Genomic DNA, 15754 nt, shown 5'->3' with positions numbered 1-15754 from the left:
GAAGCATGCTAAACCGGCCCCTGCTGAGGGCCCACGCTCCCGTACCCGCCTTGTCGCGCGGTGTTGGCGGTAATATGCACCCTTTCAGTTTGGCTGCCAGCAAAAATCACCGGCCCTTCATAAAGCGCGGGAATCAGTTGTGGACACATCTTGGCCGCTTGCGCCACTTCACCCCATTTCCATCATCAGCGGTGGCGGGTAAGATTGGTGCAATATCGCCAAGCATGAGCAGGAAACGAACGTCATGGATCACTTTGAAATCGCGGTTGTCGGCGCCGGGCTTGCCGGATCGCTCGCCGCCCTCGCCTTGGCCGATTCCGGGCGTAGTGTCGCGCTGATCGCACCCCCCGTGCCCGCACACCCCGACGCGCGCACGACGGCGCTGATGGATCGCTCTCTTGATCTTGTCCGGCAGCTGGGCCTCTGGGATGCGATCGAACCTTTGGCGGCGCCGCTCTCCACCATGCGCATTATTGACGGCACCAACCGGTTGCTGCGCGCACCGACAGTGACCTTTCATGCTGCCGAAGTGGGCCTCGACGCCTTTGGCTACAATATCCCCAATGCCCCCTTCCTCTCGCTGCTGGAAAAGGAGGCCGAAACCCGCCCGTCGCTCACGCGCGTCGTCGCCAGCCTGGCGAGGATCGAATTCGACACCAAGCGGGCGATCCTGACCCTTGATGATGGCCGCGCTGTCATCGCCGATCTCGTCGTCGGCGCCGATGGACGAAAATCGAGAGTGCGCGAGGCGGCCGCAATCAACGTCCGCAACTGGTCCTATCCGCAAAGCGCCGTGGTGCTCAACTTCGCCCACCAGGTGCCGCACCAGAACATCTCGACCGAGTTCCACACGCCGGACGGTCCGTTCACGCAAGTACCGCTGCCCGGTCCGCGTTCGAGCCTCGTCTGGGTGCAAAAGCCGGATGCCGCCGCAGCGACGCTTTCGCTTTCACCCGAGGAACTCTCGCTGGCGGTGGAACAGCGCATGCAGTCTATACTGGGCAAAGTCACTGTCGAAGGCACGGCGCAATCCTTCCCGCTCTCCGGCATGGCTGCCAAGGCTTTCGGCAAGGACCGCGCCATTCTCATCGGTGAGGCGGCGCACGCCTTCCCGCCGATCGGCGCGCAGGGACTGAACCTCAGCCTTCGCGACATCATGGCGGCGACCTCGCTGCTTTCCGACCTGCCGACCATCCCGGACGATTTTGGCGGACGTTATGACCGCAGGCGGCGAGCAGACGTTCTCACCCGCACCGTCAGTGTCGATCTGCTCAACCGGTCACTGCTGTCCGATTTCCTGCCGGTGCAGATGCTGCGCGCGGCCGGGCTGCAGGCGCTCGCCAGCGTTCCGCTGCTGCGCAATCTGATGATGCACGAGGGGCTGAACCCCGGCAGCGCATTGCAAACGCTGCGCAGTTCCATACGGGAAAAGATCGGCTGGCAGCGCGCCTGAACCGATCAGGTAAAGCAGCGCCGTTACCGTCACGACCGACGGGACGGTGGTGATCAGGATCGTCGCCGATGTCCGCTCCTGCCAGACACCATATTGCTGGCCGATGACGAAGACGTTGGTCGCCGTCGGCAGCGAGGCAAGCAGCACGGCCGTCTGCACCCTCACCGGCAGGATTCCTTGCCAGCCTGGCTGTCAGATAGCCAAGCAAGATCAGGCCGAAGAACGGCAATACCAGACCGGATATTTCGGCCATTTTCTTCCGCGGAGCCTCTGTTTGAGGTCCGTGCTTAGCCGATTTGCATCAGCACGGGAAAGGTCTCCTGGAACCAGATCGCCATCGAACTGATGAAGCCGAAAACGAAGGCAAGGCCTGCAAGAATCAGGAAAACGCCCATCAGCTTTTCGACCAGGCCGAGATGACGGCGGAAGCGCGACAGGAACCTCATGAAGGCGCCGGAGAACCCGGCGGCGATCCAGAAGGGGATCGCTAAGCCCAGCGAATAGACCGCCAGCAGCATCGCGCCATCGCCGACGGTGTCGCGCGCGGCTGCGACCCCAAGGATCGTGCCCAGCACGGGGCCGATGCAGGGCGTCCAGCCGAAGGCGAAGGCAAGCCCCATGATATAGGCGCCGGACAATGTCGCCGGCTTCCCGCCGCCCTGGAACCGCGCTTCGCGGCCGAGAAAGCCGATGCGGAAGACACCAAGGAAATGCAGGCCCATGATGATGATCACGATACCGCCGATGCGCGACAGGATGTCGATATGCTGGCGCAGTACGAGGCCGATGGTCGACGCCCCTGCCCCGAGCGCCACGAAGACGGTGGCAAAGCCCAGCGTGAAGAAGAATGCCGCTCCGAACACCGCGCGCCGCGTGCCGGCGATGGCGGCCCCACTTTCGCCGCCGCGAAACTGATCGACCGAAATGCCCGCCATGTAACAGAGATAGGGCGGCACCAGCGGTAGGACACAGGGCGAAAGAAACGACAGCGCGCCCGCCAAAATGGCGGTCCAGATGGAAATATCAGCAATCGACACCAGTTCAGAACTCCAGCTTGCAACAAGCTCGCGCCGTCTTAGCGCCGATGCCGCCGCCAAACCAATCACCTTTTGGCGATCTCCCTGCAAATCATCGAATTTACACTTGTCGCCCGTTTTTTGGGTTGACCAAAACAAGCCCGCTGTGCATATGTCCGCCCACTTCCGCCGGGCACGAAACGCCCCGGTTTCTGGGAGCGCGTAGCTCAGCCGGTAGAGCAACTGACTTTTAATCAGTAGGTCCAGGGTTCGAATCCCTGCGCGCTCACCAAAAAAGTCAAACGATATCAGCTAATTACGTCTGCCTCCTACTTATTCCCAACCATGCATCGCTCGCTGGGGTCCGCTGGGGTTCTGGCCAGCGACATGCTTGGAATCTGCATTGCCCCGGCCTTTCGACTTGTGCAGTATCCACCGCAGTTTGGAGGGAATCGTATGGATCATTCAGATGCAAGGCGGCTCGTACAGGGCTATTTGGATCTCGGCGGACAAACCACGTCCTACTCTAATGGCGCGACCGTGGTCGTAAACTGGATGGACGATAATCCGGAGGCCAAAAGGTACTGGCAAGAAAACATCAAGGTTCTCGCAGAAACGGATCAGTTTGACGTTTGGCGAGCGCTGCCGACAACGCCTGGACGTTCTACAACGATCGGAAGACCAGAGGATTTGTGATCGGGTTAATTTTTTGCTGCGGATTTTTGGGGAGGGATAATGAAACGGCTAATTGACCTTAGGACAGTTCGCGGAATAACCGCTACGTGTTTCTTGGGGTGATGGTGTAGTTCCACTCTGGATGGAAGGCGTCGCCTTTGACATGGAGGCCTGCCATCTGGGCATCGGAGACCTTGACGCCTTTGTGGTAGGTGCGGGTGTCGAGGGCGCATTCGACCTTGAGGCCGGTCTTTGTCGTGGTGGCACCGATCAGTTCGACCACGGCCAGGCGGCTTTCGAGCGGGCGGCCGCGCCAGTTCTGGGTAATGTGGCAGAACAGGCGGTGTTCGATCTTGTTCCACTTGGAGGTGCCGGGCGGATAATGGTGGACGTGAAGGACCAAGTCGGTCTCGTCGGCCAGTTTCTGCAATTCCAACTTCCATAGCCTGACGCGCGCGCCGTTTGAGCCGCCGCAGTCGGCCGTGACGGTCAGTTCACTTGCCTTGGGATAGCGCTCTCGTCCCATGCGATCGAGCCAGCACCGGATCGACTGGACGGCGAACTCGGCCGTATCGGCGGTAATGCCCAAGCTGACGAAGCCCGCGTTCGCCGTCACGTCGTAGATGCCGTAAGGCACCACCTTGCCCAGTTCCTTGTCCTCGAAGTCATGCACCTTGACGCGGATCGGCGTGCCTTTCGGGCGATAGTCGCTGCCGACATTCTTGTAGTTGCCCACCAGTTCCTTTTTCTTGGTATCGACCGAGATGACCGGTTGGCCCTTGGCTTGGGCCGCAATCACCTTCGTGTTGATGTGCTCGAACTGGGCGTTGCGATCGGGATGGTGCGAGCCTTCGTCCGCCTTGCGGTTGCGCTGACGCGAAAAGCCCAGCTTCACCAACTCCTTGGCCACCGTGTCGGCGCTGATCGGGTGGCCCATCGCCGTCAGCGTGTCGGCGAGTTTATCCATACTCTTCGACACCCAGAGCAAGGGCCGCTCGGGATCGCCCAGCGTGGCCGGCTCCACCAGTCGCTTCAACTGCGCAACAAGCCCAGGATCAAGCGCGCTCACCGCCTTGCGCCCGCCGCCAGCACGCCGAACCTGACCCAGCCCCAGAGGCATGGCATCCAGGTCGTCCTGTCCGCGATTGATCGTCGACCGCGCCAACCCGGTGATCCGCGAGACTGCCGCAAGCCCGCCCCATCCCGCCGTGCTCGCCTCGGCCGCCGCGAACATCCGACGCCCGCGTTCATCGAGCTTGCGCCCCACTGTCTCCCAGCGGTATCTGATGCCATCCTCGTCGATCATGCCATCGACATACGTCTATCTGATCCGGCCGGGAATCCCCCGCACATGAGTCAATCAGACGCACCCTCGACAAATGACGATTCAGTTATTGTTCGGAGCGTCCTAACACCGGATGAAGCGAGAAAACATCTTCTCAAAGGTAGCAGCTACTTCAGCGGAGACTTCCCCGACTACCTGAATTTCGAACCGATCCTAAACGGCGTTGAAGCGGTTTTAAAAGGCGGCAACTTTTCCGCATTCAAAAGCGAGAACCCCGCGAATCTTCCAGACGTAAACTACAGCTTGATCTCAAATAAGGACGGCAGATTCGCTTGGCGCCCGCTCGAACTGATTCATCCGGCTATATATGTGTCATTGGTCAATCTGATTTGCGAGCCAGGCAATTGGCAGCATATTGTCTCTAAGTTTAAGGAATTTGAGCAAGGCGTTGTCGAGTGTTGCAGCGCTCCAGTCCTGTCGGTTGACGAACAATCTGACAACGCCACTCAAATATCCAGCTGGTGGCAACGCGTTGAACAACGATCTATCGTCCATTCTCTTGAATTTAGTCATATCATGCATACGGATGTCGCCGATTGTTATGGATCGCTCTACACACACAGTATCTGTTGGGCTTTGCATGGACTTGAAATCGCAAAAAAAGAGAAAGGCAAAGGAACGGTTCTTGGCAATAAAATCGACAATCATGTTCAGGCGGGCCGGTATGGCCAGACAAATGGCATTCCACAAGGCTCTAGTCTTATGGACTTTCTTGCCGAGCTTGTCTTAGGCTATGTAGACCAACAAATTTCACTTGTCTTGACTAAGTCGGCCGACTTTAAAATTTTGAGATATCGAGATGATTTCCGGATTTTCGCGAATAGTGATGAAAAATGCGAGCAAATACTCAAGGTAGTAAGCGACAAGCTGCGGTCAGTTGGTATGAAGCTGAACGTCGGGAAAACAGTCTCGAATACAAACGTCGTTGCCGGCTCAGTCAAAGAAGACAAATTGGCTGGTATCGAGTTGCAAGATTTGGGCACTGCTAATGCCGCCACAATCCAAAAACAACTTTTAAGGCTCCATGCGTTTGGGCGCCGTTTTCCAAATAGCGGCGCTCTTCGCAAGCTTGTCGGAGGTCTTCATAAAAAAGTTGCGGGCCAGAAACTAAATCCCGGCGATCTCGACGTGCAGGTGGCAATTGCAACAGATATTGCGATGGTGTCTCCATCCACCTTTCCTGCGATCGCCGGCATTCTCAGCAACCTGATATCACTAGCTCCAAAAGCTGAAAAAGAGATACTCTGGGCAGGCGTGCACAGAAAGATGGCGAGAGTGCCTCACAATGGATATCTCGAGATATGGCTGCAGCGGGTGACAAAACCAAAGTCTGTTGGCATTGAATTCGTAAGCTCCGAACCAATATGCGAGATCGTGAACGGAAAGTCAGCGAAACTCTGGGAAAACAGTTGGATCGCAAGCAAAGACCTGATTGCTGCATTGGACGTGTCTAAAATCGTGGTGAGCTCCGCAGCCGATGCAGATGAAGCCATGACTCTCGAAGAAATCGAGTTGTTCATTCAAAATGCAGATAACTATTGATGTGGACATTCCGGTTCACGCCGCGATCGCGAACTCCTGATCAAACACCGCCGGCGAGAGCGTGGGGAACGTCAGGATGACGGCTGCCTTCTTGCAGTAGTAGTGCATCTTCGAGATACACGCCTTGCTGCCGTATCTCGAAGTTGACACCTTCGTAACGAACGACGACCCGCAGCATTCGCATTGCCGGAGGTGACGCTGGTCTTTGCGGGCGGCCTGGTAACACGGACGGCTGCAGAATTTGTTCACCTTCATGATTGACGGAAGAAACAAACTTTTAATCAGTATGTCCAGGGTTCTAATCCCTGCGCGCTCACCAAAAAAGTCAAATAAATCAAATCATTACTGGCGATTCCGGCTTGCCTCCTCGAGCATTTTTGCATTGGGGTTCCGTTTGGCGTCTTTGATCGCAATTAGCATTACCGCGCTAGCCTACTCGTGCCTAAATCCGCCGGCGCGCAAGGAGGGAATTGTATGGAATTGTCAGAAGCTGTTGGCATTACAATCGTCGTGACAGGTATTGGCGTTTGGATGAATGCGTTTTCCAAGTAGTTGAGCCTTGGGAGGCATTACGTGGAAGTCTAGATTGCCGCGGCTTACTAGGAGCGCTCAGCCGGTGACTTTATCGGTGATTGCGATGACCGTCGTCAGGGCCGGTGTATTGGTCTGCGCCCAAAGCTGGTATCCCACCACGCTCGCCAAAATGGCCGACCAAATGGCGAAATCCCCGATACGAAACAGTGGTTCTCTCTTTTTCATCACAGTCATCTCAAATCCAGATTTTCTGAAGACAATATCGCACCGGGCGTTCAATTTTAGAAGACGACGTTCAGTGAACACAGCATTTCAGATTGAACAATAGGGCGCTGTCACCGCGGGAACCAACCCCGCGCGCTGGTGGTCGGGCCAGCGCGAATTTTGAAAGCCGGAGCGGCACTTTCTGACGGGAATCACGCGATAACGATTCACTCGATCGCCAAATTGTGCTAGGTTCCGCATGGAGGCAGACCACACCGGTTGTTGCGACCCGGCTCTGTTTGCCTATCGGATCGCCAGTGCAGTCTTTGGACTGGGATTTGACCCATCCGCGGTGAAGGAGAACGCCATGCATTACAGCGTGCAGTTTTTCACCTGGACGCCAAAACAGGGCGTTCATCAAGTCGGCTCGACGATCGAGATCGATGCGGTCAATGCAAAACTCGCGGCCGTGTCACTGTTGGGCCTGAGGCTGGATGAGACCGGTGCGGCCAAGAAATTGGCAGTCCGCGTCTGGAATGCGCCGGACGACAGCAAGGCCGATTGCGAATGCTTCTACTATCATTGACGACCGGCCGCATTCCGCAGCGAGGCTCTCCCTCGCTTCGTCGCCATTGATTCGGTTTTGCGAACGGCGTGGCTTATCTCCACAGGATTGCATCGTCTCCGGCGGCCGCGTCGCCCCGTGGCGCATATGGAACGCACCTTTGCCGGTTTTCGCGAAACGTCGGAATTGTTCGTTCAACGCGGCGAGAGGCGCGTCGTCGGCCGCTGGCCGGCGAGAACATCACGCCAATATCCGTTCATGGCGGCGTGATGCAACAAGGCTGCCAACATAGTTGAAGCGGCGACCCTATCCAATTGCGAATATTGTGGAAAATTTTGGAGGCCTCGCCCGGAATTGAACCGGGGTACAAGGATTTGCAGTCCTCTGCGTCACCACTCCGCCACGAGGCCTCGTAACGATCATCACTTAATCGTGACGGGCGTTTAGACCGATTTCCGATCCAGTGCAAGACGCCTTGACCGAATTCCAGTTTTTTCTCATGGGCGAAACCAGTCTCCCATCCGTTGCCGCTTCGCTTCGTCAGGAAATGCCGCGCATTGCTGGATGCGCCAGTCCGCCAGCGCTCATTGTCACGCCGCCGCTACCGTCAATTTCCAAAGAAAATCAGCCGTCTGCATCCGCTGGCGTTCGTATTCGGCCTGCCGCTTAATGGTAACGTCGGATCAGACCCACCAGTTTGCCTTGAATCTTCACCCGGTCGGGGCCGAAAATCCGGGTCTCATAGGCAGGGTTGGCAGCCTCGAGCGCGATCGATGCGCCCTTGCGGCGAAACCGCTTCAGAGTCGCCTCCTCATCGTCCACAAGGGCGACGACAATCTCTCCGGGGTTGGCGCTGTTGGTATTGCGGATGATGACGGTGTCGCCATCGAGAATGCCGGCCTCGATCATCGAGTCGCCGCGCACTTCCAGCGCATAATGTTCGCCGGCCCCGACCATCTCGTGCGGCACGGAAATATCGTGCGTATTGTTCTGGATCGCCGAGATCGGCACACCGGCCGCGATTCGCCCCATGACGGGGATGGAGACAGAACTGTTCTCATTGTTGGCCGCTGCGGGTTTGGCAGCGGTCGGCGCCGGCGGAGCGCCGCGGCTGCCCTGGATGACGCTCGGCGAAAAGCCGCGCTTGGGCTGGAGGCTCATGGAATAGGCCTCCGGCAGCTTGATAACTTCAAGCGCGCGAGCCCGGTTGGGCAGACGCCGGATGAAGCCGCGCTCCTCGAGCGCCATGATCAGCCGATGAATGCCGGACTTGGAAGCGAGGTCCAGCGCATCCTTCATCTCGTCGAAGGACGGCGGCACGCCCGATTCCTTCATTCTTTCGTGAATGAACAGAAGCAGTTCCTGTTGCTTGCGGGTCAGCATGAAAGATCACTCCGGAATCGAGAAACAAATCAAGAACGAACACTATATGTTCCATATGTGTTCCGCAAGCCCCTAAAATTCGTTGAACTTTTTCAAAGCGCGAATTTTTTGGCATGCCGCGCCGAAAACCGGCATTCAGCACGCCGCCAAGGAACATTTGCAACCGTCCGTCCGTTTTCCGCCCATGTTGAACCCATTGGAGCGGCACGGTCTGGCGCCGTTGCGAGGAGGCTGAAATGGCAGGCCATGCCGATGAACGCGGCAACAAGGTTTCGACCGAAGACACGAACCGGACCGTGAAGGTCAGCGCGGTCGAGGCGTGGCAGGGGTTGCTGGGCCGCCCGGTATTAATGGTTCTGATCGGCAGCCTCGTGCTTGCCCTCATTGCCTTGGCGGGCGCCGAGATGTTCGGCGAAAGCACCGGCAATGATGCCGCAACGCAGGTTCAGGAAACGACGCCTGCGGCCAAGGATGCGGCCCCGGCCGATCAGGGTACCGTCAACAATACGCCGGCGACAGGCAAACAGATGCAACCAGCCCCGACCGACAAGGATCCGACCCCGCAAACCGGTTCCGGCGGCTAGGAAAGCCATCCTGCCACGTCATGGTTGAAGGCCTTCCGGCCCCGGCGCGCCTTTGCAGATTGGCACCGGATTTACGACGTCTGCCGCTTGCGCGCCCACCAGACGGAAAGTCTGCGGCGCTGGCGCCGGACGAAGGCGAGGTCATGCGACAGCACGATCAGGCCCAGGGGCACCATCCAGAATCCCAAAACCGGCAGAAAACCCAGGATGCCGCCAAAGAGCAGCACGGCGCCAAGGGCAATGCGCAAGGCCCGCGATTGAGGCAGGCGCAGGCGCCACGACCCGAGAATGAGTTCATGCGTGCTCGCATCGATACCGAATTTTTTCGTTTTCTGCGGTTCTGCCATAAACTCACCTGTCGAACTCTCGATGCAGTCCATCGGAGAGGGATTTCAATTGCTCCCGCTTCGCGCGGGCACGCTCTCTCCAGATGGGGAGTTCTCCACAGTCAGACAAGATTGTGCACTTTTTTTGAAAAACCGCTTGGCAAATCGGAAAAGCATTTGTATTAGCAGCCTCACTTCTGCAGCGCGCAGATGATCCCTGGTAGCTCAGCGGTAGAGCATTCGACTGTTAATCGACAGGTCGCCGGTTCGAATCCGGCCCGGGGAGCCAGTTTCAAAGGGCTGCACTTGATGGTGCAGCCCTTTTTCGTTACATATTTTCAATGATGCGAGACCGGCCAGCCTGCCCTTAATCGCCTCGACCCTGTTCACAACCGCATTGTCGCCTATACTCTCGGTGCAGTTTCGCGCGCATTGCAGCGGGATCGCTGTCCTGTCGTCCGACGATATTTGCGCTGGGACGACGGGCTTGGTGCGCCGGCTCTGACGGCGCGGGATCACAATGACAACCGAAAAAGTGTCGCTGACCGAAGAGAAGGAAACCCTCCTCATCACGCTTTACGCGAAGGCCGGGGAAAGCCGCCTGCCGGATTCGCTTCTGCAGGATCGTTTCGCCGCCGAGGTCGTCAGCCGGATCGACTATGACTTTTCGAGGCTGAAAATCGATCGCGACGTGATGATCAGTGTGGCGTTGCGCGCCCATATTCTCGACGGCTGGACACGTGACTTCATCACACGCCATCCCGACGCGACCGTCCTGCATCTCGGCTGCGGGCTGGACAGTCGCATATTCCGCATCGATCCGGCGTCGAACATCCGCTGGTTCGACGTGGACTATCCCGAGGTTGTCACGCTGCGCCGCAAACTCTATCCCGGGCGCGACGGTTATAGCCTGATCGGGTCGTCCGTGACGGACCCGAATTGGCTCGCAGATGTGCCCGCCGACCGTCCGACGATCATTGTCGCCGAGGGGCTTTTTCCTTATCTGCCGGCCGACGAGGTCCCGAAGCTGCTGCGGCGGCTTACCGCGCATCTCTCGCGCGGTGAGTTGGTCTTTGACGGCTATAGCCGGCTCGGACTGGAACTCATCAGTTGGCAGCCTTCGGTGCGCGCGACCGGAGCAAGCCTGCGTTGGGCGATAAGCGATCCGCGCGACCTCGAAAAGCAGGTTCCGCGGCTGAAACTGCAGACTGAACTGCCGGCCTATGATCCGGAAGGTTACGATCCGAGACAGATCGCCAGGCTATCCTGGGCGGCGCGTCTGACGATTCTCGCCTTTGCCGCAGTCCCGGCCCTTGGGCGAATCGGCTGGCTCTTGCGCTATCGGTTTTGAAATCGCTCTGTACTGCGCCCGATATGCGCGCGCTCCCGCTGGGCTTGACGCGCGTCCGGCAGTCTTGCGACCGACGAGCGCGACAATCCGTCAATTCCATTGTAGAGAAGACTTCCGCCCTCGCATGCCGGAACGGAGCCGACAATGCCATCGACCGACCTGCTGATCGCCTTTCTTGCCACGACCGCGGTCTTTGCCTACATCCCCGGCCCTGCCATGCTTTATGCCGCGGCCCAGACGATCGCGCGCGGCCGGTGGTCGGGGCTGATGGCCACATTGGGCATTCATCTCGGCGGCTATGTCCATGTTTTTGCCGCCGCCGCCGGATTGTCGATCCTGTTCCACGCCGTGCCGATGCTCTATATGGCCGTGAAATTTGCCGGGGCGGCCTATCTTGTCTGGCTCGGCATTTCGCTGTTCCGTACCCGGGTGCAGGGCGATGTCGCCCTGCCCGGCATCGAGCCGAAATCCGGCCGGCGCGCCTTTTTCGAAAGCGTCACCGTCGAGGTTCTCAATCCCAAGACGGCGATCTTCTTCGTGGCCTTCCTGCCGCAATTCGCAGATGTTTCCGCCGCTTTCCCCGTCTGGCTGCAGCTTGCCATTCTGGGGACGATCGTCAATCTCATGTTTTCTTCGGCCGATATCGTCTGTGTGCTTCTGGCCGGTGCCGTGATTGGCCGGCTGCGCCGATCGAGCCAGGCGCAGCGCCTGATGCAGCGTGCCGGCGGCGCAATGCTGATCGCGTTGGGTGCGCATCTTGCCTTTCAGAAGAGCTGATTCTTCAGCAAGAATGGCGTTCGCGAGACGTCCCGCAAGACAATGAAATAAAAAAGCTATCGCCGCGAAACCTTTGAGCTGCCGCGCCCGTATCTGCGTACATCGTTGGACAAGCACGATGCGCGGATGACAATGAAAGACAACGACGCTTCCCCTGACGGCCCTGTAATCATCCGGTTTCGCAAGGACTTGCGGCTGGACAACAATCGCGCGCGTCATTTCGCCACTCAATGCGACGCCCATGTGAAAACCGTCCTGCCCAAACTCAAAGACCTGCCGGCCAAATTCAATTATCGGCCCTTCAGCGTGTTGAAGGCTGCCGGCGCGATACTCGGCAAAACCTATCCGAAACCTCTCGTTGACCATGCAAGGGCGCGGGAGCGCGCTCTTCTTGCCTACGGCAAAATCAAGGACGCCGCATGAACGCCCATTTCCGCCACGGCCCGCATTCCCTTCCCGGCCGGCGTCTGTCGATCGCGGTCATCGGCTCCGGCGTTTCCGGCAGTTCGGCCGCCTGGGCGCTCAATACGGTGCATGACGTCACGCTTTACGAAAAGGACGACCGCCCCGGCGGACATACGGCAACACTCGATATCGACTATGAAGGAATGCCGATCTCCGTCGATACCGGCTTCATCGTCTATAACGAGGCCAACTATCCGAACCTGACGGCGCTATTTGCGACGCTGGATGTGACGACACACAAAAGCGACATGAGCTTTTCGGTGTCTCTGGATCATGGCCGGCTGGAATGGAGCGGTGACAATCTCGCCACCGTCTTTGCCCAGAAACGCAACCTCGTCAGGCCCTCCTTCCTCCTGATGCTGCGCGAAATCCTGCGCTTCAACCGCATCTGCCTCGAGGATCGCAGCGCCGGCCGGCTCGAGACCATGTCGATCGGCGACTATCTTAACTGGCGCGGCTTTTCGCCGGGCTTCACCAACAATTACCTGGTGCCTATGGCGGCGGCGATCTGGTCGTCTCCGGCGGCAAAAATGTTGGAGTTTCCGGCCGAGCATTTCATCCAGTTCTTCGACAATCACCGCCTGATCTATGCCAGGCCGCATCCTTGGCGGACGGTCACGGGCGGCAGCCGCAACTATCTGCGCAAGCTTCTGCAGCCGCTCGGCGAGCGTGTCCGCCTCGGTTGCGGCGTGCGCTCGATCCGGCGGCACGACGATAAGGCGATCGTCGTCGATGAGCATGGTGCAATCAGCATTTTTGACAAGGTCATCGTGGCGGCACACAGCAATCAGACGCTTGCGATGCTGTCCGATGCGACACCGCTCGAAAGATCGCTGCTCTCCTCAGTCCCGTATCACCCCAATCGCGTCATCCTCCATCGAGACACCGGCCTGATGCCGAAGCGGCAGAAATGCTGGGCGTCGTGGAACTATCTGCGGTCAACCAAACCCTGCGGCGCGCAAGGTGTTGCCGTTACTTATTGGATGAACCGTCTTCAGGGTATTTCCGCGCAACATCCCCTGTTCGTGACACTCAACCCGGAACGCGAACCCGCACCCGGCACGGTCTTTGCCGAATTTTCCTACAATCACCCGCAATTCGACGCGTCCTCAATGGCAGCGCAGCGCCGGCTGAAATCCATCCAGGGCGAGAACAACACATACTTCGCCGGCGCCTGGACGGGCTACGGTTTCCACGAGGACGGCCTAGCCTCGGGGCTTGCTGCAGCCGAGGCGCTCGGTGGCATCATTCCGTGGCGCCCGCAGATATCGCCCGTGTTCAGGGAGGCAGCTGAATAGATGCGTCGTTCATCCGGCTCCGACATGACGAAAAACGGAGCGCCACCCTGCGAGGCGGCGGCGCTCTATGTCGGCCGCGTCATGCACCAGCGGATAAAGCCGGTCGCCCATCGCTTCGCCTATGACGTCTTTTCGCTGATGATCGATCTCGACCGGCTCGATGAGGCGGATCGCCTCAGTGCGGTCTTTTCGGTCAATCGCCGCAATCTTCTGTCCTTCTATGAAGAGGACCATACGGACGATACGAGTATCCCGCTGCGCCACTATGCGGATGCGTTGCTCAGCGAAGCCGGCCTGTCGGTCCGCCCTGCCCGCATCCTCCTTGTCTGCTATCCGCGCATCCTTGGTCTCGTCTTCAATCCTCTGGCGGTCTACTACGCTTATGGTGACAGCGGCGCGCCTATTGCCATGATCTACGAAGTCCGCAACACCTTCGGTGAACGCCACACCTATGTCTGCCCGATCGGGCCGGACGAGCTATCGGACGCCGGCGTCCGCCAGCAATGTGACAAGGTCTTCCATGTCTCGCCTTTCATTCCGATGGCCATGCGCTATCATTTCCGCATGGTGCCGCCCGGCGAGGAGATCCGCTGGCGCATCCTGGAAACCGACGCGGATGGACCGCTCTTGGCCGCGACGTTTTCCGGTACGCGCATAACGTTGAAGACAGGCAGGATTTTGCGTCTTGTTGGCCGCATACCCCATCTTACGATCAAGATCGTCGCAGGCATTCACTGGGAGGCATTGAAGCTGTGGGTCAAGGGCGCTCGTTATATTTCGCGCCCGCAAGCGCCCGACCCCGTGAGCGTCTGGAGGGACGGCCGCAGGGCACGGCACGGATTTTCTCATGAAATCAACGTTGGCGGCCCGGCGGAATGAGGTTATTTTGTGTCAAGAGCAATGATTTCCGAGGATCTGTCGTATGAGCACAGCAGACACCTGTTATTGCGAGCCGAAGGATGGCGAGCGCCTTTCCACCGAAAATTTGTCACGAATCATCAAGGGCCTGCCCGCCAAAGCGCAAATGGTGCTGCGCGGCCTCGTTCATATGCAGGCCGGTTGCCTGAAACTGACATTGCCGGATAGCCGCAAGGTCGTCGTCAAGGGCAAGACAAAGGGGCCGGTCGCCTCGGTTACCCTTCACAACTGGAACATGCCGCAAAGGGCCCTCAGCGGCGGCACCATCGCCGTTGCCGAAAGCTATGTGGATGGCGATTGGGACAGCCCGGATGTCGGCGCCTTCCTCGAACTCTTCCTCGTCAACACCGATGTCGGCCGTAATTTTTCCAATGGCGCCCGCGGCGTGCTGCGGTTGGTCGAAAAACTCCGCCACTGGATGAACGCCAATACGAAGACGGGCTCGAAGCGGAACATCTCCGCCCATTACGACCTCGGCAACGCCTTCTACAGGCAGTGGCTGGACCCGACCATGACCTATTCCTCGGCGCTCTATTCGACCGGCGCGAATGATCTCCAGTCGGCGCAGCGCGCCAAATACCAGGCTCTCGCCGACGCTGCTGGGATCGAGGCCAGTCATCACGTCCTTGAGATCGGCTGCGGCTGGGGCGGTTTCGCCGAATATGCGGCCGGTGAGATCGGTTGCAAGGTAACCGGGCTGACCATCAGCCGCGAACAACTCGCCTTTGCCAACGAGCGCATGAAGAACGCCGGACTGACCGACAAGGTCGAGATCAAGTTCCAGGACTATCGCGACGAGACGGGGCTTTATGACCGGATCGTCTCCATCGAGATGTTCGAGGCCGTCGGCGAGAAATACTGGCCTGCCTATTTCTCGCGGTTGCAGCGCTGCCTCAAGCCAGGCGGCAAGGCGGGCCTGCAGATCATCACCATCAAACCGGAAGCCTATCGGGAATATCGCGCCAACCCCGACTTCATCCAGAAATATGTCTTCCCGGGCGGCATGCTGCCGACGCGCGAACATCTGATCGATCTCGGCCGCAAGGTGGGCTTGAAGATGAGCGGCGATTTTGGCTTCGGCCTCGATTATGCCCGCACGCTGGCCGAATGGCGCCAGCGCTTCTGGAGTGTCTGGGACAAGGTCGAGCCACTTGGCTTCGATACCCGCTTCAAGCGCCTCTGGGAATTCTATCTGTTCTACTGCGAGGCCGGCTTTCGCGCCAAAAACATCGATGTAAGACAGATCGTCTATGAATGAGGCTATGGCCTGTGGCACTCCGTCCGGGATCAGCCGCCGCATACTTCAACCGTCTCCCCA

Annotated in this window: 17 protein-coding genes, 3 tRNA genes and 1 pseudogene; 13 read left to right on the top strand and 8 right to left on the bottom strand. The window is 58.6% G+C overall.

Translation table 11 applies throughout. The annotated features are described in order from the left end of the window. Positions 1–244 precede the first annotated feature (244 nt). Positions 245–1453 carry a UbiH/UbiF family hydroxylase gene (locus ACSQ3F_RS16920; protein WP_436101289.1) on the top strand — a complete coding sequence of 403 codons (1209 nt, stop codon included), beginning with the start codon at positions 245–247 and terminating at the stop codon, positions 1451–1453. Here the strand turns inward: ACSQ3F_RS16920 and ACSQ3F_RS16915 are convergent. Both ACSQ3F_RS16915 and ACSQ3F_RS16910 read right to left on the bottom strand, forming a co-directional pair. Then, positions 1424–1621: pseudogene (locus ACSQ3F_RS16915) on the bottom strand (AEC family transporter); the annotation flags it as partial. The gene ACSQ3F_RS16920 and the pseudogene ACSQ3F_RS16915 overlap by 30 nt on opposite strands. 119 nt (positions 1622–1740) lie before the next feature. Beyond that, positions 1741–2490, bottom strand: coding sequence for a cytochrome c biogenesis CcdA family protein (locus tag ACSQ3F_RS16910; RefSeq protein WP_436101288.1), 750 nt, complete (start codon positions 2488–2490; stop codon positions 1741–1743). A 195-nt stretch (positions 2491–2685) separates the two neighbouring features. On the opposite strand from ACSQ3F_RS16910, the gene ACSQ3F_RS16905 reads away from it, so the two are divergent. Beyond that, positions 2686–2761, top strand: a tRNA-Lys gene (locus tag ACSQ3F_RS16905). Between the two features lie 164 nt (positions 2762–2925). Next, positions 2926–3165 (top strand): hypothetical protein, encoded by a 240-nt coding sequence (locus tag ACSQ3F_RS16900; RefSeq protein ID WP_436101287.1) that lies wholly within the window; start codon positions 2926–2928, stop codon positions 3163–3165. Between the two features lie 82 nt (positions 3166–3247). On the opposite strand, the gene ACSQ3F_RS16895 is transcribed toward ACSQ3F_RS16900, so the two are convergent. Then, a complete protein-coding gene (locus ACSQ3F_RS16895; RefSeq protein ID WP_436098414.1) occupies positions 3248–4450 on the bottom strand; it encodes an ISAzo13 family transposase in 1203 nt (400 codons plus the stop codon). Between the two features lie 45 nt (positions 4451–4495). Here ACSQ3F_RS16895 and ACSQ3F_RS16890 point away from each other — a divergent pair, with 45 nt between their 5' ends. Next, the gene (locus tag ACSQ3F_RS16890) at positions 4496–6031 is read left to right on the top strand and encodes an RNA-directed DNA polymerase (RefSeq protein ID WP_436101286.1); all 1536 of its coding nucleotides are present in this window, start codon (positions 4496–4498) and stop codon (positions 6029–6031) included. 15 nt (positions 6032–6046) lie between these two features. Here the strand turns inward: ACSQ3F_RS16890 and ACSQ3F_RS16885 are convergent, their stop codons facing one another. Together ACSQ3F_RS16885 and ACSQ3F_RS16880 are read right to left on the bottom strand one after the other, a co-directional pair. Beyond that, positions 6047–6181 (bottom strand): hypothetical protein, encoded by a 135-nt coding sequence (locus tag ACSQ3F_RS16885; protein WP_436101285.1) that lies wholly within the window; start codon positions 6179–6181, stop codon positions 6047–6049. 459 nt (positions 6182–6640) lie between these two features. Further along, a complete protein-coding gene (locus ACSQ3F_RS16880; RefSeq protein ID WP_436101284.1) occupies positions 6641–6799 on the bottom strand; it encodes a hypothetical protein in 159 nt (52 codons plus the stop codon). A gap of 337 nt (positions 6800–7136) precedes the next feature. Here ACSQ3F_RS16880 and ACSQ3F_RS16875 point away from each other — a divergent pair, with 337 nt between their 5' ends. Then, the gene (locus tag ACSQ3F_RS16875; RefSeq protein ID WP_436101283.1) at positions 7137–7355 is read left to right on the top strand and encodes a hypothetical protein; all 219 of its coding nucleotides are present in this window, start codon (positions 7137–7139) and stop codon (positions 7353–7355) included. Between the two features lie 315 nt (positions 7356–7670). On the opposite strand, the gene ACSQ3F_RS16870 is transcribed toward ACSQ3F_RS16875, so the two are convergent. Continuing rightward, positions 7671–7744 (bottom strand) — tRNA-Cys (locus ACSQ3F_RS16870). Positions 7745–8000: 256 nt separating this feature from the next. Then, positions 8001–8717 (bottom strand): transcriptional repressor LexA, encoded by a 717-nt coding sequence (lexA, locus tag ACSQ3F_RS16865; protein WP_436101282.1) that lies wholly within the window; start codon positions 8715–8717, stop codon positions 8001–8003. A gap of 236 nt (positions 8718–8953) precedes the next feature. Here lexA and ACSQ3F_RS16860 point away from each other — a divergent pair, with 236 nt between their 5' ends. Then, positions 8954–9301: a hypothetical protein gene (locus ACSQ3F_RS16860; protein ID WP_436101281.1), complete on the top strand. Its 348-nt coding sequence runs from the start codon at positions 8954–8956 to the stop codon at positions 9299–9301. A gap of 71 nt (positions 9302–9372) precedes the next feature. On the opposite strand, the gene ACSQ3F_RS16855 is transcribed toward ACSQ3F_RS16860, so the two are convergent. Next, entirely contained in the window at positions 9373–9648 is a 276-nt protein-coding gene (locus ACSQ3F_RS16855) for a hypothetical protein (protein ID WP_436101280.1), read from the bottom strand. A gap of 193 nt (positions 9649–9841) precedes the next feature. On the opposite strand from ACSQ3F_RS16855, the gene ACSQ3F_RS16850 reads away from it, so the two are divergent. The 7 genes from ACSQ3F_RS16850 to ACSQ3F_RS16820 all read left to right on the top strand — a co-directional run bounded on the left by ACSQ3F_RS16850 (position 9842) and on the right by ACSQ3F_RS16820 (position 15694). Beyond that, positions 9842–9916 (top strand) — tRNA-Asn (locus ACSQ3F_RS16850). A 231-nt stretch (positions 9917–10147) separates the two neighbouring features. Next, entirely contained in the window at positions 10148–10978 is an 831-nt protein-coding gene (locus ACSQ3F_RS16845; RefSeq protein ID WP_436101279.1) for a class I SAM-dependent methyltransferase, read from the top strand. 144 nt (positions 10979–11122) lie between these two features. Beyond that, on the top strand, positions 11123–11755 hold the full coding sequence (locus tag ACSQ3F_RS16840; RefSeq protein WP_436101278.1) for a LysE family translocator: 633 nt from the start codon (positions 11123–11125) through the stop codon (positions 11753–11755). Positions 11756–11887: 132 nt separating this feature from the next. Beyond that, on the top strand, positions 11888–12178 hold the full coding sequence (locus tag ACSQ3F_RS16835; RefSeq protein WP_436101277.1) for an FAD-binding domain-containing protein: 291 nt from the start codon (positions 11888–11890) through the stop codon (positions 12176–12178). Then, positions 12175–13518, top strand: a complete 1344-nt coding sequence (locus tag ACSQ3F_RS16830) for an NAD(P)/FAD-dependent oxidoreductase (RefSeq protein WP_436101276.1) — start codon at positions 12175–12177, stop codon at positions 13516–13518. Before ACSQ3F_RS16835 ends, ACSQ3F_RS16830 begins: the two co-directional genes overlap by 4 nt. Then, positions 13519–14397, top strand: a complete 879-nt coding sequence (locus ACSQ3F_RS16825; RefSeq protein ID WP_436101275.1) for a DUF1365 domain-containing protein — start codon at positions 13519–13521, stop codon at positions 14395–14397. 43 nt (positions 14398–14440) lie between these two features. Next, positions 14441–15694 (top strand): class I SAM-dependent methyltransferase, encoded by a 1254-nt coding sequence (locus tag ACSQ3F_RS16820; protein WP_436101274.1) that lies wholly within the window; start codon positions 14441–14443, stop codon positions 15692–15694. The last annotated feature ends 60 nt before the right edge of the window (positions 15695–15754 follow it).

Origin of the sequence: Pararhizobium sp. LjRoot238 (assembly GCF_964252955.1) — a bacterium.
Classification (GTDB): domain Bacteria; phylum Pseudomonadota; class Alphaproteobacteria; order Rhizobiales; family Rhizobiaceae; genus Pararhizobium.
This window is presented reverse-complemented; position numbering and strand designations above follow the sequence as displayed.